This window comes from Actinoplanes lobatus (genome assembly GCF_014205215.1).
Taxonomy (GTDB): domain Bacteria; phylum Actinomycetota; class Actinomycetes; order Mycobacteriales; family Micromonosporaceae; genus Actinoplanes; species Actinoplanes lobatus.
On the sequence record NZ_JACHNC010000001.1, the window covers coordinates 2,796,005 to 2,822,733 of the forward strand.

Genomic DNA, 26,729 nt, shown 5'->3' on the forward strand with positions numbered 1-26,729 from the left:
AGAAGAAGACGAGGTGCCCCCCACATGTCGTTCCTCGCCGATTCCTCCGCGCCCACGCTGCTCACCGCCCGCCTGCGGGAGGCCACCAGACAGGAGCACGCCGCGGCGCGGCACAGCCCGTTCATCGACGGGATAGCCTCCGGGCGCCTGCCGATGGCCGCGTACGCCGAACTGCTGGCCCAGTACTGGTTCATCTACGAGTCACTGGAGTTGGCCGCCGGCGCGATGGCCGACGACCCGGTGGCCCGGCGGTTCGTCTACCCGGAGCTGTACCGGATGCCGTCGCTCGGGTCCGACCTGCGGTTCCTGTTCGGGCCGCGCTGGCAGAGCCGGATCACCGCGCTGCCGGCCACGACCACCTACTGCACGCGGATCCGCACTGCCGCGTTCGACCGGGCCACCGGATATGTGGCCCATCACTGCACCCGCTACCTGGGCGACCTCTCCGGCGGGCAGTGGCTGGGGCAGGCGGTCGTCGGGGCGTACGGGTTCCGCCGCCACGGATACCGGTTCTTCGTGTTCGAGGGCGTCGACCCGGCGTTGTTCCGGGCCCGCTACCGGGAGCGGCTCAACGCCGTCCCGTGGAGCCGGCCCGAGCAGGACGCCTTCGTGAGCGAGGTGTCCGCTGCGTTCCGCCTGAACATCGACCTGCTGGCCGAGTTGTGGGAGGGCTGGACCTGACAGTGGATCTTGGACGACCAGCCACCGCATCCGGTGGTCAATCGTCCAAGATCCGCACAAAAAGGGGTCAGGCGTCCGAGGCGGTGCGGGTGGTGCGGCGACGGCGCCGCCGGGGAGCGTCGGCCTCGTCCGGTGAGTCCGCGGCGGTGGGCTCGGACGCCGGAGCGGAATCGGACGCCGGAGCCGAGTCGGGCGCCGGAGCGGAGTCGGGCGCCGGAGCGGAGTCGGGCGCCGGAGCCGAGTCGGACGCCGGAGCGTCGCCCTCGGAGAAGACCAGTGAGGTGGCGGTCGTCCGGCGACGACGGGTCCGGGCACGAGGAGCGGCCTCGTCCGAGCCGGTGACCGCGCCCTGCGCCTCGGAAGCGCCGGATTGCGCCTCGGAAGCGCCGGAGGGCGTACCGGACTGGGTCTCGGAGTCCTCGACCACCCGCCGCCGGCGACGCTGCCGCTGAGGCCGCTCAGCCTCGTCCGAAGGAGCCGCGGAAGCGGAGGTGGACGGCCCGGAGTCGCCTCCACGTGAGCGCCCGCGCCCGCGCCCGCGGCCGTTACCGCGCCGCCCACCGACGCCGCCGAGATCCTCCTCGACCTCGGCCGACAGCCCGGCCCGGCTCCGCTCGGCGGTCGGCAGCGTGCCCGAGACGTCGGTCGGGATCTCCAGGTCGGCGTAGAGCGCGGGCGACGTGTGGTACGTCTCCGGCGGCTCCGGCATGCTGAGGCCGAGCGACTTGTCGATCAGCACCCAGCGCGGCATGTCCTCCCAGTCCACGAAGGTGACCGCGACACCGGTGGCGCCCGCCCGGCCGGTGCGGCCGATGCGGTGCGTGTAGGTCTCCGGGTCCTCCGGGCAGTCGTAGTTGATCACGTGGGTGACGCCCGAGACGTCCAGCCCGCGGGCCGCCACGTCGGTCGCCACCAGCACGTCGATCTTGCCGCTGCGGAACGCCCGCAGAGCACGCTCGCGCGCGCCCTGGCCCAGGTCACCGTGGACGGCGGCGACCGCGAACCCGCGGAAGTCGAGGTCCTCGGCCACCCGGTCGGCGGCCCGCTTGGTACGGGTGAAGATCATCGTGAGGGACCGCTCGCGCGCCTGGAGGATGCGCGCCACCATCTCCAGCTTGTTCAGCGGGTGGGTGCGGTAGACGACCTGCTTGGTGAGCGGCGACGGGCCGCTCTCGGTGGTGTGCCCGGCGTGGATGGTGACCGGGTTGCGCAGGAACCGCCGGGACAGGGCGACGATCGGGTCCGGCATGGTGGCCGAGAACAGCATGGTCTGCCGGTGCTCCGGGATCATCGCCAGGATCTTCTCGACGTCCTCCAGGAAGCCCAGGTCGAGCATCCGGTCGGCCTCGTCGAGCACCAGGGCCTGGATCGAGCTCAGCTTCAGCTGCTTCTGCTTGCACAGGTCGAGCAGGCGGCCGGGGGTGCCGACCAGGATCTCGACGCCCTTCTTGAGCGCCTCGACCTGAGGCTCGTATGCCACCCCGCCGTAGATCGGCAGAACCCGGACACCCCGGGTGCTGCCCGCCGCGGCGAGGTCGCGGGCCACCTGAATGCCCAGCTCACGGGTGGGGACGACGATCAGGGCCTGGGGCTGCCCGGTGGCGCCCTCGACAGGGGAGGTGACCCGCTCCAGCAGTGGCAGACCGAAGCCGAGGGTCTTGCCGGTGCCGGTGGGCGCCTGGCCGATGAGGTCGGTGCCGCGCAGCGCGATCGGAAGTGCGTACTCCTGGATCGCGAACGCGTGAGTGATGCCCGCCTTGGCCAGAGCCTCCACCGTCTCGGCGCGAACGCCCAGCTCAGCGAAGGTGGGGCTGTCGGGACGGACCGGCGCGCGGGTAGTTACGGGGACTAGAGCTTGCTCGTTGTCGGTCATGAAGTTTTACGGGTGCCCTCTCGTGGTGCGCCCGTCGAAAAGCTCTGGGGCGCGGTCTCGTATAGGCGCGGGCCGCACGCTCGAAAGCGGGCCACACGCTGGCCGTCGACTCGACAGATCGACGGCGACTCAGGCCACTCTACCCGACCTGCTAGCAGACGCATCCAAGAGAGAGTTACGGGAGGGCACCCTGAGACCAGGGTGCCCTCCCGTGATGAAACTCAGCGAGCGTTTCAGCGTGTGGTGAAGCCGAACGGGCGGTGCGACGCCTCGGCGATCTCCACGTAGGCCACCTTGGTGATCGGAATGATCACCTTGCGGCCCTTCTCGTCGGTGAGTGTCAGGACACCGTCCTTGGCCAGAGCCTCCGTTACGGCCTGCTCGACCTCCGCCGGAGTCTGAGCGCTCTCCAGCACAAGCTCACGCGGCGACTGTTGCACGCCGATCTTGACCTCCACGGAGCCCCTCCTCAAGAAATCCGTCTACCCGATCGAAAGGCTATCCGATTTCCGCAGCCGTACCGGCCGTTGAACCACCCTGCAGCGGGAAGCTGGCGATCCCACGCCAGATCAGCGCAGCTACGAGCGCTTCGGCTTCAGCTTTGGGCGTACGCCGGCCGTTGGCGAGCCAGAACTGCGCCGCCTGCCCGGCCGCCCCGGCGAGGCCGGAGGCGAGCAGTTCGGCCTGGTCCGGCCGGAGGCCGGTGTCCGAGATGATGGTGTCGGTCACGGCCGCGATGCAGCCCTGCTCGACCCGCTCCACCCGCTGGCGGACCTGGGGGTCGTTGCGCAGGTCCGACTCGAAGACGAGCCGGAACGCCTCGCTCTCGTGATCCATGAAGTCGAAGTACGCCCGGACGGCGCCCTTCACCCGGTCCTTGTTGTCGGGGGACGCCAGCATGGCCCCGCGCACCTTGGCGATTATCGCGTCGCAGTGCGTGTCCAGCAGGGCCAGGTAGAGCTCCAGCTTGCCAGGGAAGTGTTGGTAGAGAACGGGCTTCGAGACGCCCGCCCGCTCCGCGATGTCGTCCATCGCGGCGGCGTGGTAGCCGTGCGCGACGAAGATCTGCTGCGCGGCGGCGAGCAACTGCTTGCGTCGCGCCGATCGGGGCAGGCGGGTGGGTCGTGCGGTCTGTTGCCCGCCGGACGCAGCGGTCATTTCTGTGAACCTCCAGGGGGTCGGTCCCCGCGGTTTGGCTTCCTGGATTGCCCGGATCGGCTCATGTCGCGGTCGTGCGGGCAATTGTCGCGACGCTGCAACTTATCGCCACTGCAACGACACGGTAGCCTCAGCGGGGGCGAGCGAGGAGCACGCGGTGGATGAATCAGGGCATTCCGGAGAAGCCGGAGCCTCAACGGGTGGCAACGGCGCCGACTCGCATGACCGCAACCGGGTGAACGGCTGGGCGAGCACCGACAGTCCGTGGTCCAGCAATGGAGCTGCATTGGAGCAGGGAGTGGACACGCCACCATGGCGGCGTCCGTCGGATGGGCGAACCTTCGGCCGGCAGCAGTTCCCACCGGAACGACCCTTCGGGGCCGCGCCGTCGTCGGCTGTTCCGGCGCCCCAGCCGGGCTCCGAGATTCCCCCGCCAGGGGACACCGCTCCGTGGCCGGACCGCAACCGCCTCGCCGACATCCTCGGCCACCGGCGGCCTCCCGCGCCGTCGTCCGGGGCGCCCGCCCCGAGCAGCGCACCCCCGTATCCGTACGAGGGTGATCTCGACGACTCGTACCGCGATCCGGGACCGCAGCGCGGCTCGGCGCCGCTGACCCGGCCCGACTGGGCTCCCGACTCGCCCGCGCCGGTCTCCTCCGAGCCGATCCGCTCCCGGCACGCCCTGGTCACCGACACGCTCGCCCAGGGACTGCCCCAGTTCGACGCCCCGCCGGCCGACGGGGACCCGGCGACGGCCCGTTCGGCGTACGATGCGTCGAGCTTCCCGCATCACCCGTCCTATGCACCGCCCCCCGCGTTCCCGGGTCTCCCGGAGCCGGCCCCCACGGCCGGCACCGAGGGTGAGCCGAGCGGGACACTGCCCCAGCGCGTCCCGGCCCAGCCGGACGTCCCGAGAGTTCCGGAGCCGCCCTCCGTGGAGCCATCGGCCGAAGCGCCCGCCCTGGCGCGCATCGCGACGCACCTGCGTCGCGGTGACGTCGTGCCGGCGCAGGAGCGTCAGGAGGGCTTCGACGTCCAGGACATCCTCGCCGCGGTCCGCGAGGTCGACGGTGTGCGTGACGCCTCGCTGCGGGCCACCCCGGCGGGGGCGCACAGCCTCCGGCTGGACCTGTCCGACGGCGCCGACCCGGCCGAGGTGAGCCGCCAGGTGGCCCGCCTCCTCCAGGACCGGATGGGCCTCGACGCGGCCATGCCCGGTGACCCGCCGGCCGCCCTGCGCCCGCCGTCGAACCCGTCCCGGACCCCGCTGCTGCCCACCCAGCCGACCCGGCCGGGCCGGGCCGCGGCCCCGGTCGCCCCGGTGTCGTCGATGCCCGTGCCCGCACCGATCCCGGTCGCTCCGGTGCCCCCGGTCGCGCCGGTGTCCGCCATGCCGCGGATCCCGGTCGAGGAACCCCGGCCGCGGATGGTGAACGCGGGCGCCTCGCTGGTGCCGGCCGACGCCTCCAGGCCACGCCCACTGGACCCGGGCGACAACCCGGGCCCCCGCGTGATCATCGAGAACGTGCACGTCAACACGTTCGGTGCGGACGCCACCGTCGAGGTGCGGCTGCGCGCCGGCGGGCGGACCGCCTCCGGCGTGGCGACCGGCCCGGCCGTCGACGGCTACCTGCTGCGCCTCTGCGCCACGGCCACCGCCGGCGCGGTCGACGACCTGCTCTCCGCCTCCCAGCACCAGGACGGCCCGGCCCGCTGCTTCGTCGAACACGCCTCCGCCGTCTCGTTCGGCCCGATGCAGGTCGCCGTGGTGGTGCTGCTGTTGTCCTGCGGCGGCGGCTGGGTCGAGCAACTGGCCGGTTCCGCCGTGGTCACCGGCGATGACCGGCACGCCATGGTCCGCGCCACACTGGCGGCGGTCAATCGGCGGCTTGAGGCACTCTTGGCTTGATGAAGGGTGCGGTTCTGGCCGACGACAGTGCGCTGTTGCCGGCGGATGTGGTTCCGCCTCCGTGGCCCGCGCGCCGGGTCACGGTCGGCGGCGCGATGCTGCATGTCCGCGACACACCGGCACAGAGCCCCGGCGCCGAGCCCGCCGTCTACGTGCACGGGCTCGGCGGCTCCGCACAGAACTTCACCGATCTCGCCGGGCTGCTCGCCGACCGGCTCGACGGCCAGGCGATCGACCTACCCGGTTTCGGCTACAGCGACCCGAGCCCGCGCTACTCCATCGCGGCCTTCGCGGCCACCGTGATCGACTACCTGGAGCACGCCGGCCGCGGCCCGGTCCACCTGATCGGCAATTCGCTCGGCGGCTCCATCTCGGTGCGGGTCGCGGCCCTGCGGCCCGACCTGGTGCGCACGCTCACGCTGATCTCCCCGGCCATGCCGTTCCTGGACCCCCGGCGGACCGCGCAGGGCCCGGTGCTGCCGCTGCTCGCGATGCCCGCCGCCGATCGCCTGATGGCCTGGGCGCTCACCCGGGTCACCGCCGAGCAGATGGCCGAGCAGGTTCTGGCCGCCTGCTTCGGCGACACCACGAGGGTGCATCCGCAGCGCCGCGCCGAGGCGCTGGAGGAGATCCAGCTCCGCTACACGGTCGCCCACTACCCGAAGGCCTATCTGGGCACGCTGCGCGGCCTGGTCAGCAGCTTCCTCCGGGCGTACCTTCCGGGAGCCGACTCGCAGTGGCGCCTCGCCGCCCGCATCCAGGCGCCCACCCTGGTCATCGGCGGCCTCAACGACCGCCTGGTCGACCCCCGCGTACCCGCCCAGGTCGCCAGGGTCATTCCGGACGGCCGCCTGCTGATCCTCCCCGGCGTCGGCCACGTCGCCCAGATGGAGGTCCCGCGTCTGGTCGCCCGCGGCATCATCGGCCTGCTCGACGACACCCGATGACCCTCCCGGCCGTCCTTCCGGCCTGCTGAGCCCTCCCTTCCTCCCGGCGACGACTTCTCCGGTACGGGCTACCCGCTCTCGATCGTGTATTTCCGGATCGCCTGCCCGGTCCGGGCCGCGGAGCGCCCGCCGGGCTGATGCGGTGGTCCGGGTCCTTTCCGGCACGTAGGCACGCCCCGGGACGAATGAGGTTGCATGTTGTAACAAAGGGCACAAGATCTTCGATGGGTGGGAAGCGGAAGCCCGGTGTGGGAATCTGGGAGCCGATGATTTCGCCTGCCGCCCCGCCCCGTGAGTCGCGGACCTCGTCCGGCACGGACCGTTGGCGGCAGTCCTGGCTGATCGTCCTGCTCGCCACCGCGGTGCTGTTCGCGGCCGTCGCGATCGGCCGGCAGTTCCTCGCCGGCGCCGCCCCGCCCGGCAACCCGGTGGCCGCGGCCTCTCCCGCCGAGGCGGCCGTTCCCGCACCGTCCGAGGTTCCGTCGATCGCGCCGGGCAGCCCGTCCCCGGCCGTCCCGGCCGATTCCACCGCGGCCGAGACACCGGTGTTCCCGGCCGACGGCGTGATGCAGATCGACGGCGCGGTCCCGGCCGAGGGGTCCGGTGATTTCGAGTACGCGGGCGGTCGCAGCCCCGTCTACGGCACGCGGGGCCCGGTGCTCCGCTTCAAGGTCGCGGTGGAGAAGGGCAGCGGCGAGGACGTGCCCGCCTTCGCCGCGCAGGTGGTCGCCACCCTCTCCGACGAGCGCGGCTGGACCGGTTCCGGCGGGCTGCGGATGCAGATGGTCGACAGCGCCGAGAAGGCGGACTTCACGATCTACCTCGCCACCCGGGAGACCGCGGGGCTGATGTGCGAGCGGGGCGGCACCAACATCCGGATCGGCGGGGTGCCGTTCACGTCGTGCCGGGCCACCGGGAAGGTCATCCTCAATCTGGACCGCTGGCGTAAGTCGGCCCGTCCCTACGTGGAGTCGGGTGCCGGTCTGGCCGCGTACCGGCAGTACGTGATCAACCATGAGGTCGGGCACGAGCTGGGCCACCGGCACGAGGGCTGTCCCAAGGCGGGCGGCCCGGCCCCGGTGATGGTCCAGCAGACCCTCACGCTTCGTGGCTGCAAGCCCTACTCGTGGCCGCGCCGCAACGACGAGAACCTGACCGGCCCGTCACTCTGACGCTGTTCCGGTACGGAAATCCGAAAGTCCTGTGACAGACGGTGAGTCATGGCAGGCTGGCGCTTGCTATGGCAAACGCGACAAATGGCCCCAATGATCCGGACGCCGGCACCGGTCGGCGTGGCCGGGCCGAGCGTTCCCGCGCCGAGGCGGATCCCGCGGCGCCCCCGGCCATGCCCGCACCCACCCCCGCCCGCCGGACACGCTCCGTGGCCGCCACCGCCAAGCCCGCCGAAGACCGGCCCACCAGGACCCGCCGTACCCCGCCACTGCCCGCCATGCCGGAGCCGGCGGAAGCGGGAGCGCCGGAACCCACGGAACCCGGAATGCCGGAACCGCCGGCCATGACCCGCGGCATCGTCGAGCTCGCCGCCTCACGGGCGGCCCTCGAACCCGAGCCGGAGCCGGCCACCCCCGCCGGCGGCGAACCGATGGCGGCGCCCGGCGCCTACCCGAATTCGCGGGCCACCGGAACCCGCCGATCGAGCCGGTCGACCGGTCCCGCCATCCGTGCCGTTCCCGGCGGCACCCGGCCCGGCACGGGCAACCGGCCACCGCCGGCCTCCCGCCCACCCACCGGCCCGCCGGAAGCCCTCCGCCCGCAGCCAGGACCGTCCGGCGAGGACGGCCGGCTCGAGACGCCCGGCGCCCCGGCGCGACCCGAGCGGGAGGACGGACCCGCGATCGTCGAGCGCCCCGGCGCCCATCGGGCCGAGACTCCGCCCGGCACCGTCGGCTCCGGCCTGGAACCGCATGCCGGCCTCGCCGGTGCGGAGTCGCACGCCGAGCAGAACCTGCGGTACCCGCCGACGCGGAACCGCCCCGGGCTGCCGCCCAGCGTCCGCCTGCCCGCGGAACTGCCGGACAACCTGTGGCCCCCGCCCGCCCTGATGGACCCGGGTCTCGCCGGGAACCTCCATGTGCCGGTGCTGGTGCCCCCGCGGGCGGAGGAGCCGTCCCCGGACGAGCGGCGCCGGCCGACGGCCGAGGCGCTCCGGGAGGAGGAACCCGACTTCCTGCCGTCCGTGCTGGCGCGCGGCGGCCACGACACCGAAACCGAATACGTGCCCGTGCACTCCCGGGACGACGAGGCTCCGCCCCGGCATGCGGCACCGCCCCGGATCCGGCGCCGCCGGAGGGCCGTGCTCGTCGCGTACCTCCTGATCGTCGCCCTGGTGTTGATCGTCGGCCATCAGCTTCGCGACCGGCCGGACCCACTCGTCCCCGGGCAGGAGGCCGCGCAGCGGGCGGCCGAACCGGCGGGTATCGGCCCGGCGGCCGGTCCGGTGCTGCCGGAGACCAGGCTGGAGCCGGCCGAACCGGCCGCACCGACGACAGGGGCGGTCGAACCGGTCACCGGGGAGGACGACGAGCCGATGGCGAAGGCGGGCGATTTCCGGTACGCGCGTGGCCGCGGCCCGATGCTGGGCACCGACGGCGAGTTGTACCGCTTCCGGGTGGCGGTCGAGAAGATCGTCGACGACACGTCGGCCAGGGAGTTCGCCGAGGCCGTCGACGGGACGCTGGGCGATGACCGGAGCTGGGTCAACGACGGGCGGCTGCGGCTGCGGCGGGTGGCGAACGGCGGTGACGACGTGGACTTCACGATCTTCCTGGCGTCGGGGCCCACCTCGGAGGAGATGTGCGCGGCAGGCGGCCTGGCCACCGAGGGGTACACCTCGTGCCGGATCCCCGGTCAGGTGATCATCAACGCGGACCGGTGGGCCGACGCGATACCGGACTACGAGGGCCGGCTGGAGCAGTACCGGGAGTACACGATCAACCATGAGGTCGGCCACGAGCTCGGGCACGGGCACGAGAAGTGCCCCGGTGACGGCGAGAAGGCCCCGGTGATGATGCAGCAGACCTTCGGTTTGAAGGGCTGTACCCCGAACTCCTGGCCCTACCTGGACGGCGAGCGGTACGCCGGTGAGCCGGTAGCCTGAGTTATTCCGCGATCCCGCATGTCGGGCCCGTGTCCAACGTCATGGATCAGCGCCCGCGAATCGAGCAACAATGGGCGGCGATCCTTACCACCGAACCCGGGGAGTGAATGTGGCTCTGCCCCCGCTCGTCGAGCCGGCCGCCGAGCTGAGCGTCGACGAGATCCGCCGCTATTCGCGACACCTGATCATCCCCGATGTCGGGATGGACGGGCAGAAGCGGCTGAAGAACGCCAAGGTCCTCGCCGTGGGCGCGGGCGGCCTCGGCTCGCCGACGTTGCTCTACCTGGCCGCGGCCGGTGTGGGCACGCTCGGCATCATCGACTTCGACACGGTCGACGAGTCGAACCTCCAGCGTCAGATCATCCACGGCGTCTCCGACGTCGGCACGCCGAAGGCCGAGTCCGCGGCCCGCAGCATCGCCGAGGTCAACCCGCTGGTGAACGTGATCATTCACAACACCGCGCTGGACCGCGACAACGTCAAGGAGATCTTCTCCCAGTACGACCTGATCGTCGACGGCACCGACAACTTCGCGACCCGTTACATGGTCAACGACGCCGCGGTGCTGCTCGGTAAGCCGTACGTCTGGGGTTCGATCTACCGCTTCGACGGCCAGGCCTCGGTGTTCTGGGAGGAGCACGGTCCCTGCTACCGCTGCCTCTACCCGGAGCCCCCGCCGCCCGGCATGGTGCCGAGCTGCGCCGAGGGCGGCGTCCTCGGCGTGCTGTGCGCGTCGATCGGCTCGATCCAGGTCAACGAGGCGATCAAGCTGATCACCGGCATCGGTGAGCCGCTCGTCGGCCGGCTGATGGTCTACGACGCCCTGGAGATGGAGTACCGCAAGATCAAGGTTCGTAAGGACCCGAACTGCGCGCTCTGCGGTGAGAACCCGACGGTCACCGACCTGCTCGAGGACTACGAGGACTTCTGCGGCGCGGTCTCCGAGGAGGCCGTGGAGGCGATCACCGGCTCCACGATCAGCGTCCGCGAGCTCAAGGACTGGCAGGACAGCGGCAAGGACATCTTCCTGGTGGACGTCCGCGAGCCGGCCGAGTGGGAGATCAACCGCATCCCCGGCGCGGTGCTGATCCCGAAGGGCGAGATCCTCTCCGGCGAGTCGCTGGCGAAGTTCCCGCAGGACAAGCAGATCGTCCTGCACTGCAAGTCGGGCGTGCGCTCGGCCGAGGCCCTCGCCGCGCTCAAGGCGGCCGGCTTCAAGGACGCCGTGCACGTCCAGGGCGGCATCGTCTCCTGGGTCAACACGATCGACCCGTCGCTGCCGTCGTACTGAGCGGACATCCGTCACACTGAGGAGTCATGATCTTGGCTCCTCAGTGTGAGGCTGCAGTGACAGAAACGGACCATTGCGACAGATGGTCGAAGGCGTCAGCGAATCACAGATTCGGCGGGTAGTTTCGTGACCGTGGTCGATATCGATGCCGCGATCGGTTACGTCATGGCTCATGGTGACCCGGTCGAGCGCGCGCGCCTGTCATATCTGCGGACCGGTCAGCCGGCTACCCCGGAGATCATCGACCGGCTGTCCGACGGGCAGATGGTGGAAGGCGGCTGGCCGGCGTCAGCCGACGGCCAGGTCCCCTCGGTCGATGCCAGCTGTTTCCGTCTCAGCGAGCTCGACGACCTCGGTGGCCTGCGGGCCGGCCCGGTCGCGGAGCGCGCGTTGCACTGGCTCGCCGGAGCCCAGCGTCCCGACGGCACCTGGCAGGAGCACGAGTCGCTGGCCGGCGAGGCCCCGGCCTGGGCGATGCCCGGCGACCCGGAGGCCACTCTCTACCTGACCTCGGTGGCCGGCTTCTGGCTGACCGCGGCGGCTGTCGAGACCGACCCCTACCAGACGCGCGGGCACTACAACGAGGTGCTCGCCCGCGCGGCCGGCTTCGTCGCCTCCCAGTTGCGGCCGGACGGCTCCTGGCCGTCGTTCCTGGCGGCCGGCTGGCACACCGCCGGCCTGCTTCACCAGCAGCAGTATTTCTACGAGTCGTCCCGGGTGCAGATCGTCCTCGGCGAGCGGCTGCCCGACATGGCCCCGGCCGATGTCGCCGCGATGGCGGCCGCTCTGCGCCGGGTCAACCTGGGCGACGACTGGCTGCTGCGGAACGCGCGCAAGCGCCTGGGGGAGACTCAGCGGCCGGACGGCGGCTGGGACAGCAACGAGGGCCCGATCTTCGACGTCAACGTCACCCTGACCGCCCTGCGCGCCTGCCGCTGAGCCCTCTCGGAGCGATCACTGCCGGCGCCGGCTGGATTTCGTCCGCTTGCTCGTGCTGGGCTGGGGCGCGGGAACGATCCGCGCGTCGTACAGGCTCAGCGTGGCGCCCTGCTCGTTCAGCTCGTGGGCGAACTGGACGAACATCGAGGTGTAGACCGACTCCGCCGGATTGCCCGCCGCCCAGTAGGACCAGTCGATGCCCTCCGGCCGGTTCGTCTTGTTCTCGGCGAAGACGTTCACCAGGACGTCGTAGCCGTTCCTGCGGAGTGTCGTCACCTGATCGGTGATGCTCTGCAGCGTGGCCTGGCGCTCACGTGCGTCGACCGCGATCTCGCCACCGTTCCTGGTCAGCTTGTGCCGGTAGCTACCGACATTCAGCAGCACCTTCTGGGTGCCGAGTGACTGCGCCACCTGCTCTGCCGCGGCCGCGGACGCGAATTCACTGGCGGAGATCACGGCCGGTCGGCTGTCGGAAGAGTCCGACGGGTGCCAGGGGAAACCCTGCACGCCTGCGAAATCAACGAGCGAATCGTCGATCAGGCGGGTGTAGGCAAGCAGTTTCGGTGTCTGGTCGGTGCCTGCCTGGGTGCCCAGCAGCACGCCGGTCTGGACCTTCGGGAAGATGGAACGCTGCAGTCGGAAGTACCGGTTCACGTTGTTGGCGAAGTCGTCGGGGTCGCCGTTGTTGTTCCAGTACGGCTGCTCGGGCTCCGGGAACGGGATCCAGAGACCCATCTGACGGTCGGAGACGCCGCGGTTCTTGAGGCGATTGAAGTACTTGGCGGTCCAGCCGTCGTACATGCCGGTCGTGTACTCGTGGAAGTCGACGAGTCCCCATTCGGACTCCGGCTCGACGATCACGATGGGCGTGATGCCCTGAGCGCTGAACTCCTTGAGCCGGGCGGCCATCGCGTCGGCCATCTCGACGGCGCTCGGCTCGGAGATCGGCATCTGGGTGAAGATCATCATGCTGTCGGCGACAGCGGACCCGCACACCTTCTCGTACTCGGGCAACGCCAGCAGCTGCGCATCGGCCGTCGGCTGCCTCTTCGGAGCCGGCTCGCCGGTGCACGCCGTCGCCGCGCTGGCCAGGGCGAGGCTCTGCCGCGATCGCTCGAACAGGCCGCTGCCGGTCAGATGCGTTATCACGATGTTGAACGTGCCCATCACCAGTGCCAGGAACAGGCACGTGGAGATCATTACGTCACGCTTCCGCATCAGACAGTCTCCCTAACAGGCTGGGCCGGCCGCACGGTGATGCCTTTTCGCTGCCACTTCTGCCACTCGACGCCGCGTGCGCGGATGCTGTTGGAGATGGATTTGAGGAGCGCGATGTACTCGATCCACACCAGGGCGTAGAAGATGATCCAGGTGAACGGGAACAGCGGAATGATCCACCAGTTCCTCGCCCGTTCGGTGAACAGCCCGACGACCACATAGAGGATGCCGATGAAGAGCGCGCCCAACAGCAGTGAGCTGTAGTCACCGGTGACGTAGCTGTAGAGCGCGAGCAGGGTCAGTCCGACGGGTTCGAACAGAAGCTGCAACTCCGCGAGCATCGCGAACGGCAGAGCGAACCAGGTGAGCCACATGCTGTGCTGCGCCCGCGTGGAGAAGAAGAGCTTCTTGTACTTCCCGAACGCCTCGAAGCGCCCCTTCTTCCACCGCAGCCGCTGCTTGAGAAGGCCCATGACCGTGCCGGCGCCCTCGGTGTAGCAGATGGCGTCGTCGGCATAGACCGCCTTGAGGCCGTGGAAACGCGTCCGCAGCGACATCTCGATGTCCTCCGTGATGCTGGACGTGTCGAACACGCCGATCGCATCGAAGACGGTGGACCTCCGGAAGGCGGCACAGGCGCCCCCGTAGATGTACTCGGCCCCCAGCAGGGACTGGGCTCGCTTGGAGTAGAAGCCGAAGAGGTACTCCAGCTTCTGCAGGAGGTTCAGGAACCCCACCTCGCCGGCGACCTTGACATTGCCGACCACGGCGTCGACCGTGTCGTCCGCAAAATAGGAGACCAGGTTCCGCACCATGTGCGGGTGCGCGATGGAGTCCGCGTCGACGGAGACCAGGATCTCGCCGCGGGCGTTCTCGACGGCGTAGTTCAGGGCCGTGCCCTTGCCGCCCTTCGCCTTGCTGAGGAACCGGATCGACTTGGTGCTGTTCGGATGGTCCGCCTCATAGGCGGCCACCAGTGCCCTGACCAGCTCAGGCGTGCTGTCGGTCGAGCCGTCGTCCACCACCACGATCTCGATGTTGCGGTAGTCGTTCTCCAGGATCGAGTTGATGGTGGCGGTGATGCCCATCTCCTCGTTCCAGGCGGGCACCAGGAGGGAAACCAGGGGCTCGTAGGCGACTCCACGCCTCTTCCTGGCGACGCGCAGTCTCCGCATCGCCTCTTTCGTGTGGTGAAACGGTGAGACCAGCAGGAAGAGGGTGTACTTGACGAGCATCAGGACGGCGAACAGCCGAGTGGTGTTGCGAATGACTTCGTAAAGGGTCGCCGAATCCATCAGGTGCGGTCTCCGACCTTCGAAAGGTGGGCGATGAAACAGGAGACGGCACCCGTTTTGTCATCGATGAAGGTGACCACGATCGCCGAGTCAGAGGCGTCGTCAAAGGGCTTCAACTGCGATACGTCCGTGCCGACCGTGGTCACCCGGTAACCCAGCTGCCAGCCCTGGGTCGTGACGATGTTCACCAGGTCACCCGGGTACACCTGACCCAGATTCTTCGTGGTCAGCGTGTTCAGGCGCATGTAGATGAAGGCGCTGCCGAATACCTTCTGGCGCGGGCCGGCGTTCAGAAAGGTGTGGGCGATGCCTTTGGTCGCCTTCCAGTGCCCACCCTGATATGTGGCCGGTGTGATGCGGATGTGCTTGCCGGCCTCGGGGAGCTTGATCATCTCGGGGGTTCCGAACATGCCCGGGCTGTACGTCGCGCGATATGCGCTGACCAGCTGATCGTCCGTAGCGTCGTCGGACGTGAAGCGGACGCTCTCGACGACGTCGGACACCGGGATGTCTCGGTTGGCCATGGCTTCGTATGTGTTCGCCGAGGCGTACGCGGAGAAGAGGCCGCTGGTGACCATGACGAGAGCGAGCGCTGAAATGCTCGTCATTCGAGCGCGGAATCGGCCCGTGCGTGACGTCTTACCCATGGTGGCTCCCGAAGCGCTCGATCATTCGTTTCGTCCGGCGGTCTATCAGGTGACTCGTCGTCGCGGCGACGATGTTCGAAAGAACGGTCAACCCGAAGACGATCAATACCAACAGGAAGAGGACGCGAAACGGTGACGCCCCGAAGTTCAAAAGGCTGAGCATGATCCTTCGAAACTGGATCGGGCCGGCCCACTGATTTGCGCCGCATTTGGGCAGGGCGCATCCAGGGTGCCGACGTTGGCTGGAAGGAAACGGGATAACGACAGCCCACGCACCGTACCGGGAGGGTCCCTTGGCGGCGCAACACTGAGTCATCCGGCCGTTGTCACCCTATGTAGTGATCGAGTCCCGGATATTGCTAGCCCTCTGTATTTGCCGCGATCGCATCGTCACTCGCCAGTTGGCCTGAGAGGCGACGCCGGGCTCCGTGGAAGCGTTGGGCCGCAACAAACTTCCATCATCGACTTTGGATCGTGAGTGCACTGTCGAGGCGGGATCGAGGGTGAGGCGTTAGGCAAGCTTTGCGGTAGAAGCCTCGATTGCCCGTGATGCACATCATGGCCGACTTGCCGGATTTCGGCGTCGGTCGGCAGGCGTGGCAGCGGAGAGTAGTCACGCTGTGGTGGCAGAGCGTTTACCTGGACGGACCGGCTGCTGTGCAGCCGGTCCGTCCGCGACCGGGCTCAGCCCCGGATGTGACCGTTGCCGGTGACGATGTACTTCGTCGAGGTCAGCTCCGGCAGCCCCATCGGGCCACGGGCGTGCAGCTTCTGCGTGCTGATGCCGATCTCCGCGCCGAACCCGAACTCGCCGCCGTCGGTGAACCGGGTCGACGCGTTCACCATCACGGCCGCCGCGTCGACACCGGCCACGAACCGCCTGGTCGCGGCGACCGACTCGCTGACGATGGCCTCGGTGTGGCCGGTGCCGTACCGGCGGATGTGGTCGAGCGCGTCCTCCAGCGTGTCGACCACGGCGACCGACATGTCCAGGGACAGGAACTCCGTACCCCAGTCCTCCTCGGTGGCCGGGACCACCGCGTCGCTGTAGCCGGCCACGCGCGGGTCTCCGTGCACGGTGACGCCGGCGGCGGCCAACTCGTCCAGGACCAGGGGCAGGAACGAGTCGGCGATCTCGGCGTTCACCAGCAGCGACTCCGCCGAGTTGCACACCGAGCAGCGGTGCACCTTCGAGTTGAGCACGATGGCGAGAGCCTTCTCCAGGTCGGCGGCGGCGTCCACGTACACATGGCAGTTGCCCACCCCGGTCTCGATCACCGGCACCGTCGACTGCTCCACCACCGTCTTGATCAGCGAGGCGCCACCGCGCGGGATCAGCACGTCGACCAGGCCGCGGGCGCGCATCAGCTCCTTCACCGAGTCGCGGCTGGTGGCGTCGAGCAGCTGGATGGTGTCGGCCGGCAGACCCGCGTCGGCGACCGCCTTGCGCAGCACCGAGACGATCGCCGCGTTCGACGAGAAGGCCGAGCCGGAGCCGCGCAGCAGGGCCGCGTTGCCGGACTTCAGGCAGATGCCGGCGGCGTCGGCCGTCACGTTCGGCCGGCCCTCGTAGATCATGCCGACCACGCCGAACGGCACCCGGACCTGCCGCAGCTCCAGGCCGTTCGCCAGGGTCGAGCCGCGCACCACGTCACCGATCGGGTCCGGCAGGGCGGCGAGCTGGCGCAGGCCGTCGGCCATCGCGGCGATCCGCTCCGGCGTCAGCACCAGCCGGTCGATCATCGCCTCGGACGTGCCGTTCTCCCGCGCGGTCGCCACGTCGACACCGTTGGCGTGCACGATGTCGTCGGTCCGCTCGACCAGCCGGTCCGCCATCAGCAGCAGGGCCCGGTCCTTCTCCGCACGGGTGGCCGCGGCTAGGTCGAATGAGGCGATCCGGGCCGCGGAGGCCTGCTCCAGCACGCTCATGGCAAACCTTTCAGAGATCAGACCCGATGAGGGGTATGGCTAAAGCAGCACCAGATCGTCCCGGTGCACGACTTCTCGTTCATATCCCGGCCCGAGCTCCGCGGCCAACTCGGGTGTGGACCGTCCGAGCAGCGCCGGAAGCTCGACGGCGTCGTAGTTGACCAGCCCGCGCGCGACCGGTGTCCCGGATCCGGCGTCCACCAGATCCACCGGGTCGCCGGCCGCGAAGGACCCGTCGACCGCGGTGATGCCGGCCGGCAGCAGCGACTTGCGGCGGGCCACCACGGCCGCGACCGCGCCCTCGTCGAGGTGTAGGCGGCCGCGTGGCGCGGTGGCGTGGGCCAGCCAGAACAGGCGGGCCGCCGGACGTTTGCCGGCCGCCTGGAAAAGCGTGCCGACCTCCTCGCCGGCAAGTGCCGCCCCGGCCAGCGGCGCCGCGGTCAGGACCACCGGGATGCCGAATCCGGTAGCTATCCGGGCGGCCTCGACCTTGGTGACCATGCCGCCGGTGCCGACACCGGATCGACCCGGCGTCGCGATGTTGATATCGGACAAGTCGGATTCGTCGGCAACATAGGAGATGCGGCGTGACAGGGGGTCCGAAGGGTTGCCGGTGTAGAGGGCGTCCACGTCGGAGAGCAGCACCAGCAGGTCGGCGTGGGCCAGCGCGGCGACCAGGGCGGCGAGCCGGTCGTTGTCGCCGAACCGGATCTCTTCGGTGGCGACCGTGTCGTTCTCGTTGACGATCGGCAGCGCACCCAGGTCGAGCAGTTTGCGCAACGTCCGGTACGCGTTGCGATAGTGCGCCCGCCGGGTCACGTCGTCGACGGTGAGCAGCACCTGCCCGACGGTCAGCCCGTGGCGGGCGAACCCCGCCGTGTACCGCCCGATCAGCAGACCCTGGCCGACCGATGCGGCGGCCTGCTGGGTGGCCAGGTCACGCGGTCGGCGGCGCAGTTGCAGCGGAGCCAGCCCGGCGGCGATCGCGCCGCTGGACACCAGAACCACCTCACGCCCACCGGTCGCCAGCGCGCCCAGCACGTCGACCAGGGCGTCGACCCGTTGCTCGTCGATGCCGCCCGTCGCGGTGGTCAGCGAGGACGACCCCACCTTCACCACGATCCGGCGCGCACCGGTCACCACTTCCCGCACCCGGCCCATTGTGCTCGGCAGGCCGGTGTCGATCGTTGTCAGATCCCATATCGTGGCGGGTGATGACACCGCAGGAGTACGTCGAAGAGGTCCTGACCCTGGTGGAGAGCATCCCCGAGGGACGGGTCATGTCGTACGGAGCGATCGCCGAGGCCCTGGCCGACCGGTCCGGCCGCAACTCGCCCCGCCAGGTCGGCCGGATCATGGCGCTGCACGGCGGCGGCGTCCCGTGGCATCGGGTGTGCAGCGGTGGCGGGCGGCTCCCACCCGGTCACGAGGCGCGGGCCAAGGCGCTGCTGACGGCCGAGGGCGTGCCGATGCGCGGCGACCGGGTGCTGATGGCCGACGCCGGCTGGATGCCCTGGTGACGGGCCGGTCCACGCCGGGTGCGCCGGTGCGGCGGGGTGCGCGGTGAAAGCGGGTTCGCCGAGCCGTACAGCGTGGAGCGCGGCCCGCTATCGCGCCGCCCATCAGCTGCTCGAAGGCGGTTCGATCTTCGCGGACGCGCTGGCCGTACCGATGCTGGGTGAAGCGGAAGCGGATCTCCTGGCCGATGCCCCGCGCCGCGGCATGCGGCTGTTCATCGCGGCCCGGCACCGGTTCGCGGAGGACGCGCTGGCCGCTGCCGTGGATCGTGGCGTGCGGCAGGTGGTGGTGCTGGGCGCGGGCCTGGACACGTTCGCCTACCGCAACCCGCACCCGGGCGTGTCGGTGATCGAAGTGGATCATCCGGATACGCGGGAGTGGAAGCGGGAACGGCTGGCCGCGGCGGGTATCGCCGTGCCGGACACGGTGCGTCACATCGGCGTCGACTTCGAGAAGGAGTCGCTGGCCGGCCGGCTGCCGCTGGACGGACCGGCCTTCTTCCTCTGGCTGGGCGTGGTGCCCTACCTGACCGCCGAGGCTTTCGCCGCGACGCTGGACGTCACGGCCGGGCACGAGGTGGTCTTCGACTACGCGCAGTCACCCGATCGGGCGGTCGGTGAGCGGCGTGCCCATCTGGAGGCCCGCGCCGAACGGGTGGCACGGCTGGGCGAGCCGTGGCTCAACTGCTTCGAGCCCGAGGAGATCGCCGCTGACCTGCGCGGGCGCGGTTTCACGCGAATCGAGGACCTGGGCCCGGCGGTGCTGGCGGCACGGTATTTCGGCCGTCCGGACGTGCCGCCGGAGACGCCCGGCGGGCACGTCCTGCACGCCTCATAGCCTTATGGCGTGAGTCCGGCCAGGGTCGCCGCGGCGCGCAGCTGGTAGTCGAAGAAGCCCTTGCGGTCCTCCTCGACCGAGTTCTTCAGCTGGCCGAACAGCTCGAAGCTGATGGCGCCGCAGATCTGGAAGAACGCGGCGATGGTGTCGGCGATGACACGCGGCGGCATCCCGGGCTGGTAGGCGGCCGCGATCGGCTCGAGCTCTTCGGCGAAACGCCCGGTCAGCGGGGGTCGCTCGACGATCACCCCGCTCTCGTACGCCTCCGCGATCGTCCTGCCCAGAAGCAGCAGCACCCGGGTCGCCGGCGCGACGGTGTCCGTGGGCGCGGCGTATCCCGGCACCGGGCTGCCGTAGATCAGCGCCCACTCGTGCGGGTTGGCCACCGCCCATTCCCGTGCCGCGTGCCCGGCGGCCAGCCACCTCTCCAGCGGGCTGTCCGCGCCGGCCGCCGCCTGCTCGGCCGCGTCGCCGACCGCGTCGTACGCGTCGATGATCAGTGCCGTGAGCAGGTCGTCCCGGCTTGCGAAGTACCGATAGACGGCCGACGAGGCCATGCCGAGGTCGCGGGCGACCGCACGCAACGACAGGTTGGCCCCGTCGGTGGCCAGGTGGCGGCGGGCCACCGACTTGATCTCTTCGGTCATCTCGGCCCGGACCCGGGCCCGCAGGTTGGCGGCGCTCATGCGGACCAGTGTGCCACAACGAGAGCAGTGCTCTTGCATTTCACCGAATCCCGTGCGACTGTTGTTCTCGACAGAGAGCACTGCTCGCAAAGGAGAACGCCATGCACCTCGTCGTCGGTTCCGGCCCCATCGGCTCCTCGGTCGCCCGCCTGCTGGCCGAGCGCGGCGAGACCGTCCGGATCGTCACCCGCGGCGGCGGTGGCCCGGAGCATCCGCTGATCGAGCGGGTCGCCGCCGACGCGTCGGACGCGCACCGCCTCACCGAGCTGGCCGCCGGTGCCGCGGTCGTCTACAACTGCGCCAACCCGAAATACACCGAGTGGGCCACCAAGTGGTTCCCGCTGAACAACGCGATGATCGCCGCGGCCGAGTCGGCCGGCGCGGTCTACGCCATCACCGGCAACCTGTACGGCTACGGCCCGCAGCCCGGCGGCCTGATGACCGAGAGCACCCCGCCGGCCGCGACCGGTCGCAAGGGCCGGATCCGCAGCCGCATGTGGCAGGACGCGCTGGCTTCCGGGGTCCGCGCCGTCGAGGCCCGCGGCTCCGACTACCTCGGCGCGGGCGCGGCGGGCATCTTCTCCGCCGTCCTGCTCCCGGCCATGAACGCGGGCCGCACCGCCTGGGCGCCGGCCGACGTCGACGTGCCGCACACCTTCACCTACACCGGCGACATGGCCCGCGCCCTGGTCGAGCTGGCCGCCGACGAGCGGGCGTGGGGTAAAGCGTGGCACGTGCCGTCCCCGGCCGCGATCACCATCCGTGACCTGGCCGACCGCTACGCCGTGATGACCGGCCAGTCCAAGATCAAGATCCGCAGGCTGCCGCGCTTCGTGATGCGCACCGCCGGCCTGGCCGTCCCGATCGCCCGCGAGCTGGCCGAGATGGACTACCAGTTCTACGCGCCGTTCATCCTCGACTCGTCCCTCACCGAGCGCACCTTCGGCCTGACCGCCACCCCGATCGAGGTGGCCCTCCGCGAAACAGCCGCCGACGCCGAAGCCATCGCCGCCCGCCGCATGTGACCACGGCAGCCCACCGCCACCCCGCCGCCGTTCCCGCGCGGCCGTCCCGCTGCCCGCGACCGGCCGCCCTACCGCCGTTCCCGCGCGGCCGTCCCGCTACTCGCGACCGGCCGCCCTACCGCCGTTCCCGCGCGGCCGTCCCGCTGCCCGCGACCGGCCGCCCCGCCGCCGCTCCCGCGCGGCCGTCCCGCTGCCCTACCGCCGGGATGCCCGGTCAGAGCAGTAGGCCCACTCCGCCGCGGCGTGGATCGCCGGCCGCCCCGGCCCGGCCCACCGCCGTCACCCCGCCGAAGTAGTGGTTGATCTCCGGCCACTCGACGATCTGCCAGCCGGCGTCCGCCAGCGCCGCGAGTTCCGCGGGCGGGCAGCCGGCTTCGGCGTGCACGGTGTCCTCGACGACGTGGAACCGCGGCCGGGCGATCGCCTCCGGCACACTCAGCCCGTCGACCAGCACCCCGAGCAGCGTGTCGACCAGCGCGGTACGGATCCGCGACGCCCCCGCCGACCCCGCCGCCACGGTCAGCCCACCGTCCGGGGCGATCACCACGAGCGGGCACATGTACGACGACATCCGCCGCCCCGGCACCAGATCGTCGGTGAGCAGCTCACCCTCCCCGAGCATCGAGTTCAGGTTGATGCCGAGGCCGGGCAGCCACACGCCGGCGCCGAGGCCCAGCGTCGTGGTGATGACGCAGGCGTTCCCCTCGGGATCCACCACCGACACGTTGGTGGTGTCACCGAGCCGCTGCTTACCCCGGTTGAGCAGTGCGGACGCCACCCCGGGGGCACGTCCCGGGCGGGACAGGTCGTCCGGTAGCGCCCCGATCGTGTCGACCGTCCGGTTCAGGTCGTGCCGGGCGTGCACGCGGTACCCGGCCATCGTGGCGTGGTCCACCGGCGTCTCGTGCACCCGGTACTCGGCCAGGTCGGCCGGCCCGATCGTGCCGCCGGCCGCCCGGACCGTCTCCACCAGCACGTCGGCGTACGCCCCGGTGTAGAACACCGCCGGCCCGTCACTGGCGAGAGCGTCCATCGCGGTCGCCAGCCCCGGGTGGAAGAGCAGTTCGTCGCCCTGGAGCAGCCGTCCACCCGGCTGGTAGAGCGCCGCCCCCTCGCCGTACGCCAGCGCCGGCGCACACGACTCCAGCGTGCGTGCGTGCGCGGCGGGCAGCAGCACCCCGGTCCGCGCCAGCCCTGCGGCCGGCGCCACCACCTCCGGCCACGGCAACCGGCCCCAGCGCCGGTGCACCTCGCCCAGCCCGGCCGGAATCCCGGGGACCGCCACGCTCGCCCCGCCGATCGAGTAGGTCTGTGGCAGCCCACCGAAGAACACGTCGACCGCCACCATCGACTCCGGCTTCCGGTCACCGTCCAGGCCGGGCACCGCGACGAAGAAGTCGAGGCAGGTGACCGCGCCGGTGCTCGCCTCGAAATAGGTGGCGAAGCCGCCGCCGCCGAGCCCCGTGTAGACCGTTTCGGCGACACAACAGGCCAGGACGGCACCCACCGCCGCGTCGGCGGCGGACCCTCCGGCCTGCAGAATCCGGACCCCCGTGCGTGCGGTCGCCGGGTGACTGGCGGCGACGCCGGCCGCAACGCTTTTCATGCGGCGAGCGTAGGAGAAACCGCCCGATCTTGGTTACGATGCGCGTCGATGACGACCAGTGGTCCCCCTCCCGAGGTAACCCGGACGAGTGTTCTGCCCCGCGACGTTTTGGCTGGGTATGCGCTCGGATCGGTGGTCACGGGCGCCTTCGGCACGGTGCCCGGTTTGCTTCTTCTGCCTTATCTGACCGACACGCTGGGTGTTGCTGCGGGTGTCGCCGGATTGTTGGTCCTCCTTCCGAAGGCTTGGGACGTCATCGTCAACCCGGTGGCCGGCCGGATCTCCGACCGCACCGGCGCCCGTCGGCCGTTCATGCTCGTGGCCGGCCTGCTGCTGGGCCTCCTCTTCGCGGCGATCTTCGCGGCGCCGTTCCCCGGCGGGGCCGCTTCCGGCGGCTACGTCGCCTTCGCCTTCCTCGCGGCGGCCACCGCCTTCGCCTTTTTCCAGGTGCCCTACGTGGCGATGCCGGCCGAACTGACCGACGGCTACGCCGAACGCACCCGGCTGATGACCTGGCGGGTCGCCGTCCTGGCGCTGACCATCCTGGTCTCCGGCGCACTCGCGCCGCTGGTGGTCGACCTGACCGGCGGCGGACGCGAGGGCCACCGGTGGTCCGGCGCGTTCATCGGCTCACTCATCGTCGCGGGCACGCTCGCCACCTTCTTCGGTACGCGTGGAGCACTCACCCACACGGCCACCGCCGCCGAGCCGAGTCTCCGTGCCCAACTGCGCGTGGCGGCCGGCAACGCCCCCTTCCTCGCTCTGCTGATCTGCTGGGTCGTGCAGGCGGCCGGCATCGGCACCATGCTGGCCGGCGTCAAGTACTTCGCCGACCACGTGATCGTCCAGGAGGCCGGAGCGACCTTCCTCTTCGCCGCCTTCGTCGGCCCGGCCCTGCTGGTCATGCCCCTCTGGACGGCGGTCGGGAAGCGGCACGGCAAACTCCGCTCGCTGGTGGCCGCGTCGTTGCTCTTCGCCACCGGCGCCCTGCTCCTGCTCGCCGCCCCGGCTCTGCCCGGCGTCGCGGTCTATCTCATCGTCGCGCTGGTCGGCGCCGGTTACGCGGGTCAGCAGGTGTTCGCCATGGCGATGCTGCCGGACTGCATCGCCCACGACACCGAGCGCACCGGCCGCCGCCAGGCCGGCGTCTTCACCGGCCTGTGGACCGCGGGGGAGACCCTCGGGCTGGCGCTCGGCCCCGGTATCTACGCATTGATCCTCCAGATCTTCGGCTACGTCTCGTCGGCCACCGGTGAGTCGGCCGTGCAGAGCGACACGGCACGGCTCGGGGTGCTGCTGGGTTTCACGGTCGTCCCGGCCCTGCTGGTCGGCGCGGCCGTGCTGTTGCTGCGACGCTACGACGACCGGACCGGCGCCGCCGGTGGGCCTGTGGACAACCCGGCGGTGTGGACAACCGAGAACCGGACGCCCGGGGAGGGGTAGCGTCGCGGGCATGATCAATGCGCTGCCGGAGAAGGGCGTGCCGGGCGAGCAGATCCTCGCCGAGCTGCGTGAGCTGCGCGGCGGTGACCTGCCGACACACGGCGGGCGCCTCTTCGCCTATGTCTACGACCCCGCTCTGGACGGCCTGGACGACCTGGCCCGGGCCGCCCACGCCACGTCGGCACACGTCAACGGCCTCGACCCGACCGCCTTCCCCTCCCTGCTGGCGATGGAGAACGCCCTGGTCGCCGCGGCCGCCACGGTGCTGCACGGCGGCCCGGCGACGGTCGGCAGCGTGACCAGCGGCGGGACGGAGTCGCTGATCCTGGCGGTCAAGGCGGCCCGTGACGCCCACCCCGAGATCGCCAGGCCACGCCTGGTCGTCCCGGCCACGGCACACGCCGCCTTCGCGAAGGCGGCGCACTACCTGCGGGTGGAGCTCGACACCGTGCCGGTGAAGGGTCTGCGGGCCGACCCGGTGGCGATGGCCGCCGCGATCACCCCGGAGACCGTGCTGGTCGCGGCCTCCGCCCCGAGCTATGCGCACGGCGTGGTCGATCCGATCCCCGAGCTGGCGGCCATCGCCGCCGGGCGTGGCGTGCGATTCCACGTGGACGCGTGCTTCGGCGGCTGGATCCTGCCCTATCTGCGACGGCTCGGCGCCGACCTGCCCGATTTCGACCTCTCCGTGCCCGGCGTCACGAGCATCTCGGTCGACCTGCACAAATACGCGTATGCGCCGAAGGGCGTCTCGATCCTGCTGCACCGGGACGAGGAGCTGCGCCGCCCGCAGTATTTCGCCTACGCCGACTGGCCCGGCTACACCATGATCAACCCGGTGATCTCGTCCACCCGCTCGGGCGGCCCGATCGCCGCGGCCTTCGCCACGCTGCGCTCCATCGGCGACACCGGCTATCTGGAGCTGGCCACCCGCACCCGCGAGGCGGTCGCGATGCTGGCCGCCGCGGTCGAGGCGACCGACGGCGTCCGCCTCTACGCCCCACCCGAGACCAGCGTGGTCTGCCTGGCCGCCGACGGCGTCGATCTGTTCGTCCTGGCCGACGAGCTGGCGGCCCGAGGTTGGCACACCCAGCCCCAGATGGCCTACGCCGATCTCCCACCGACCATCCATCTCACGGTGACCGCAGCCGTCCGCGCGACCGCCGCCGACTTCGCCCCCGACCTGACTGCGGCCGTGGCCGCGGCGAAGGCCCGCGGCCCGGTCGACCTGCCACCGCTGCCCCCGCTGACGCCCGAGATGATCACCCCCGAGCTGATCGCCTCCCTGGCCGAGGGGCTGGGCCTGGCCGGCGGCGACTTCACCCAGATGGCCACGGTGAATTCCATCCTGAACGCCGCCCCACCCGCGCTCCGCGAGGCCCTCCTGACCGGCTTCCTGAGCCTCCTCCAACACCCGCCGACGCAATGACGCAATGTTTACGTCAGGTAGGTAGGCTGGTGGGATGCTTTACCCATCCCCGCCGCTGACCACCGTCGACCAGAAGGTTCTGGTCGACATCGAGGCGATGCGGCAGGGGCTGCGGCACCAGATCCAGGCCAACCCGGCGAAATGGACGCTCGGTCTGCGTAAGTACCTGACAGCCGACACCATCGCCGCGTCGAACTCCATCGAGGGTTTCCGCGTCTCAACCATCGACGTCCAGGACCTCATGGATGGTGAGAAGGATGTCGAGGTCTCCGACGAGAACCGCGAGGAGACCCTCGCCTACCAGCGCATGATGACCTATGTGCAGACGCTGCACGACGTCACCGACTTCGTCTACAGCAAGGGCTTGCTGAACGCGCTGCACTGGATGCTTCAGGGCCACCGGCATGCCCAGCGGAAGCCCGCCGGCCAGTGGCGTAGCGGCCCGGTCTACGTCACCGATCCGCGTGATGCGAGCATCGCCGCCTACACCGCCCCGCCCGCCGACGAGGTCGCGGGGTTGATGGGTGAGCTGGTCGACTGGCTCAACAGCGACGACGGCAGTCACCCGCTGGTCCGGGCGGCGTTGGCGCACCTGCATCTGGTGTCGATCCACCCGTGGGCCGACGGCAACGGCCGGATGTCCCGATCACTACAGACTCTGCTGATCGCCCGGGAGGGTGTGCTCGCCCCGGAGTTCTCCTCGATCGAGGCGTGGTTGGGGCGCCCCGGCAATACCTGGGAGTACTACAAGGAACTCCAGCGCCGCGGCGCAACCTACCGGCCTGACCAGGACGTTTCCAGCTGGATCCGGTTCAACCTCACCGCGTACCACCAGCAGGCGCAGACCGTGCGCGGGCGGATGGACCGCTCGGCGGCGGTCTGGCGATCGCTGTTGTCCTTCGCCGGCCGGGCCGGTCTGGAGGAGCGGGTTCTGTCCGCCCTGCACGACGTCGCCGTGATCGGGCGGGTCCGCCGGTCCCACTACGAACAGGCCGAGGGGCTGACCTTGCAGCAGGCGCAGCGCGATCTTCGCGACCTGGTCGCCGCCGGGCTGTTGGCGCCGGTCGGGCGCACACGGGCGCGGTATTACACCGAGGGGCCGAGTTTTCCGGAGCCGGTGCTGGAGGTGGCTCGCACGCCGATGACGCTCAGCGAGCCGTACCAGGATGCAGTAGGTTGA

23 protein-coding genes are annotated in these 26,729 nt (G+C 70.5%); 13 read left to right on the forward strand and 10 right to left on the reverse strand.

Translation table 11 applies throughout. The features are described 5' to 3' along the window. The first annotated feature begins 24 nt into the window (after window positions 1-24). Complete coding sequence (locus tag BJ964_RS12860; protein ID WP_188120890.1) at window positions 25-681, forward strand: biliverdin-producing heme oxygenase; 657 nt, start codon at window positions 25-27, stop codon at window positions 679-681. A gap of 67 nt (window positions 682-748) precedes the next feature. On the opposite strand, the gene BJ964_RS12865 is transcribed toward BJ964_RS12860, so the two are convergent. The 3 genes from BJ964_RS12865 to BJ964_RS12875 form a co-directional block, all read right to left on the reverse strand. Next, window positions 749-2,554 carry a DEAD/DEAH box helicase gene (locus tag BJ964_RS12865; RefSeq protein WP_188120891.1) on the reverse strand — a complete coding sequence of 602 codons (1,806 nt, stop codon included), beginning with the start codon at window positions 2,552-2,554 and terminating at the stop codon, window positions 749-751. A gap of 233 nt (window positions 2,555-2,787) precedes the next feature. Next, window positions 2,788-3,012 (reverse strand): DUF3107 domain-containing protein, encoded by a 225-nt coding sequence (locus BJ964_RS12870; protein WP_188120892.1) that lies wholly within the window; start codon window positions 3,010-3,012, stop codon window positions 2,788-2,790. Between the two features lie 40 nt (window positions 3,013-3,052). Continuing rightward, entirely contained in the window at window positions 3,053-3,712 is a 660-nt protein-coding gene (locus BJ964_RS12875; RefSeq protein WP_188120893.1) for a TetR/AcrR family transcriptional regulator, read from the reverse strand. Between the two features lie 298 nt (window positions 3,713-4,010). Here BJ964_RS12875 and BJ964_RS12880 point away from each other — a divergent pair, with 298 nt between their 5' ends. The 6 genes from BJ964_RS12880 to BJ964_RS12905 all read left to right on the forward strand — a co-directional run bounded on the left by BJ964_RS12880 (window position 4,011) and on the right by BJ964_RS12905 (window position 11,916). After that, window positions 4,011-5,621 carry a Daple gene (locus BJ964_RS12880; RefSeq protein ID WP_239163840.1) on the forward strand — a complete coding sequence of 537 codons (1,611 nt, stop codon included), beginning with the start codon at window positions 4,011-4,013 and terminating at the stop codon, window positions 5,619-5,621. Then, window positions 5,621-6,568 (forward strand): alpha/beta fold hydrolase, encoded by a 948-nt coding sequence (locus tag BJ964_RS12885; RefSeq protein ID WP_188120895.1) that lies wholly within the window; start codon window positions 5,621-5,623, stop codon window positions 6,566-6,568. The genes BJ964_RS12880 and BJ964_RS12885 overlap by 1 nt, the downstream gene beginning before the upstream one ends. Window positions 6,569-6,834: 266 nt before the next feature. Beyond that, window positions 6,835-7,740 (forward strand): DUF3152 domain-containing protein, encoded by a 906-nt coding sequence (locus tag BJ964_RS12890; protein ID WP_188120896.1) that lies wholly within the window; start codon window positions 6,835-6,837, stop codon window positions 7,738-7,740. Between the two features lie 68 nt (window positions 7,741-7,808). Beyond that, window positions 7,809-9,686: a DUF3152 domain-containing protein gene (locus BJ964_RS12895; protein ID WP_188120897.1), complete on the forward strand. Its 1,878-nt coding sequence runs from the start codon at window positions 7,809-7,811 to the stop codon at window positions 9,684-9,686. 70 nt (window positions 9,687-9,756) lie between these two features. Further along, on the forward strand, window positions 9,757-10,977 hold the full coding sequence (gene moeZ, locus BJ964_RS12900) for an adenylyltransferase/sulfurtransferase MoeZ (RefSeq protein WP_188120898.1): 1,221 nt from the start codon (window positions 9,757-9,759) through the stop codon (window positions 10,975-10,977). 126 nt (window positions 10,978-11,103) lie between these two features. Beyond that, entirely contained in the window at window positions 11,104-11,916 is an 813-nt protein-coding gene (locus BJ964_RS12905; RefSeq protein ID WP_316253943.1) for a prenyltransferase/squalene oxidase repeat-containing protein, read from the forward strand. A 15-nt stretch (window positions 11,917-11,931) separates the two neighbouring features. Here BJ964_RS12905 and BJ964_RS12910 read toward each other — a convergent pair whose 3' ends face one another. The 5 genes from BJ964_RS12910 to proB all read right to left on the reverse strand — a co-directional run bounded on the left by BJ964_RS12910 (window position 11,932) and on the right by proB (window position 18,157). Beyond that, entirely contained in the window at window positions 11,932-13,134 is a 1,203-nt protein-coding gene (locus BJ964_RS12910) for a hypothetical protein (RefSeq protein ID WP_188120899.1), read from the reverse strand. Beyond that, a complete protein-coding gene (locus tag BJ964_RS12915) occupies window positions 13,134-14,429 on the reverse strand; it encodes a glycosyltransferase (protein WP_188120900.1) in 1,296 nt (431 codons plus the stop codon). The genes BJ964_RS12910 and BJ964_RS12915 overlap by 1 nt, the downstream gene beginning before the upstream one ends. Beyond that, window positions 14,429-15,076 carry a hypothetical protein gene (locus BJ964_RS12920; RefSeq protein WP_188120901.1) on the reverse strand — a complete coding sequence of 216 codons (648 nt, stop codon included), beginning with the start codon at window positions 15,074-15,076 and terminating at the stop codon, window positions 14,429-14,431. The genes BJ964_RS12915 and BJ964_RS12920 overlap by 1 nt, the downstream gene beginning before the upstream one ends. 684 nt (window positions 15,077-15,760) lie before the next feature. Then, window positions 15,761-17,005 carry a glutamate-5-semialdehyde dehydrogenase gene (locus BJ964_RS12925; protein ID WP_188120902.1) on the reverse strand — a complete coding sequence of 415 codons (1,245 nt, stop codon included), beginning with the start codon at window positions 17,003-17,005 and terminating at the stop codon, window positions 15,761-15,763. A 39-nt stretch (window positions 17,006-17,044) separates the two neighbouring features. Continuing rightward, the gene (gene proB, locus BJ964_RS12930; protein WP_188120903.1) at window positions 17,045-18,157 is read right to left on the reverse strand and encodes a glutamate 5-kinase; all 1,113 of its coding nucleotides are present in this window, start codon (window positions 18,155-18,157) and stop codon (window positions 17,045-17,047) included. Between the two features lie 62 nt (window positions 18,158-18,219). On the opposite strand from proB, the gene BJ964_RS12935 reads away from it, so the two are divergent. Continuing rightward, entirely contained in the window at window positions 18,220-18,525 is a 306-nt protein-coding gene (locus tag BJ964_RS12935) for an MGMT family protein (RefSeq protein ID WP_188120904.1), read from the forward strand. 43 nt (window positions 18,526-18,568) lie between these two features. Then, the gene (locus BJ964_RS12940) at window positions 18,569-19,360 is read left to right on the forward strand and encodes a class I SAM-dependent methyltransferase (RefSeq protein WP_188120905.1); all 792 of its coding nucleotides are present in this window, start codon (window positions 18,569-18,571) and stop codon (window positions 19,358-19,360) included. A gap of 2 nt (window positions 19,361-19,362) precedes the next feature. Here BJ964_RS12940 and BJ964_RS12945 read toward each other — a convergent pair whose 3' ends face one another. Beyond that, a complete protein-coding gene (locus tag BJ964_RS12945) occupies window positions 19,363-20,046 on the reverse strand; it encodes a TetR/AcrR family transcriptional regulator (RefSeq protein WP_188120906.1) in 684 nt (227 codons plus the stop codon). 101 nt (window positions 20,047-20,147) lie between these two features. On the opposite strand from BJ964_RS12945, the gene BJ964_RS12950 reads away from it, so the two are divergent. Beyond that, window positions 20,148-21,071 carry an NAD-dependent epimerase/dehydratase family protein gene (locus tag BJ964_RS12950; protein WP_188120907.1) on the forward strand — a complete coding sequence of 308 codons (924 nt, stop codon included), beginning with the start codon at window positions 20,148-20,150 and terminating at the stop codon, window positions 21,069-21,071. 214 nt (window positions 21,072-21,285) lie between these two features. Here BJ964_RS12950 and BJ964_RS12955 read toward each other — a convergent pair whose 3' ends face one another. Next, complete coding sequence (locus BJ964_RS12955) at window positions 21,286-22,677, reverse strand: gamma-glutamyltransferase (RefSeq protein WP_188120908.1); 1,392 nt, start codon at window positions 22,675-22,677, stop codon at window positions 21,286-21,288. 48 nt (window positions 22,678-22,725) lie between these two features. Between BJ964_RS12955 and BJ964_RS12960 the strand changes: the two genes are divergently transcribed. From BJ964_RS12960 to BJ964_RS12970, 3 genes are read left to right on the forward strand one after another with little or no spacing between them, the layout of a single operon-like run. Then, window positions 22,726-24,120 (forward strand): MFS transporter, encoded by a 1,395-nt coding sequence (locus BJ964_RS12960; RefSeq protein WP_188120909.1) that lies wholly within the window; start codon window positions 22,726-22,728, stop codon window positions 24,118-24,120. Window positions 24,121-24,130: 10 nt separating this feature from the next. Next, window positions 24,131-25,549, forward strand: coding sequence for a pyridoxal phosphate-dependent decarboxylase family protein (locus BJ964_RS12965; protein WP_188120910.1), 1,419 nt, complete (start codon window positions 24,131-24,133; stop codon window positions 25,547-25,549). Window positions 25,550-25,583: 34 nt separating this feature from the next. Beyond that, window positions 25,584-26,729, forward strand: coding sequence for a Fic family protein (locus BJ964_RS12970; RefSeq protein ID WP_188120911.1), 1,146 nt, complete (start codon window positions 25,584-25,586; stop codon window positions 26,727-26,729).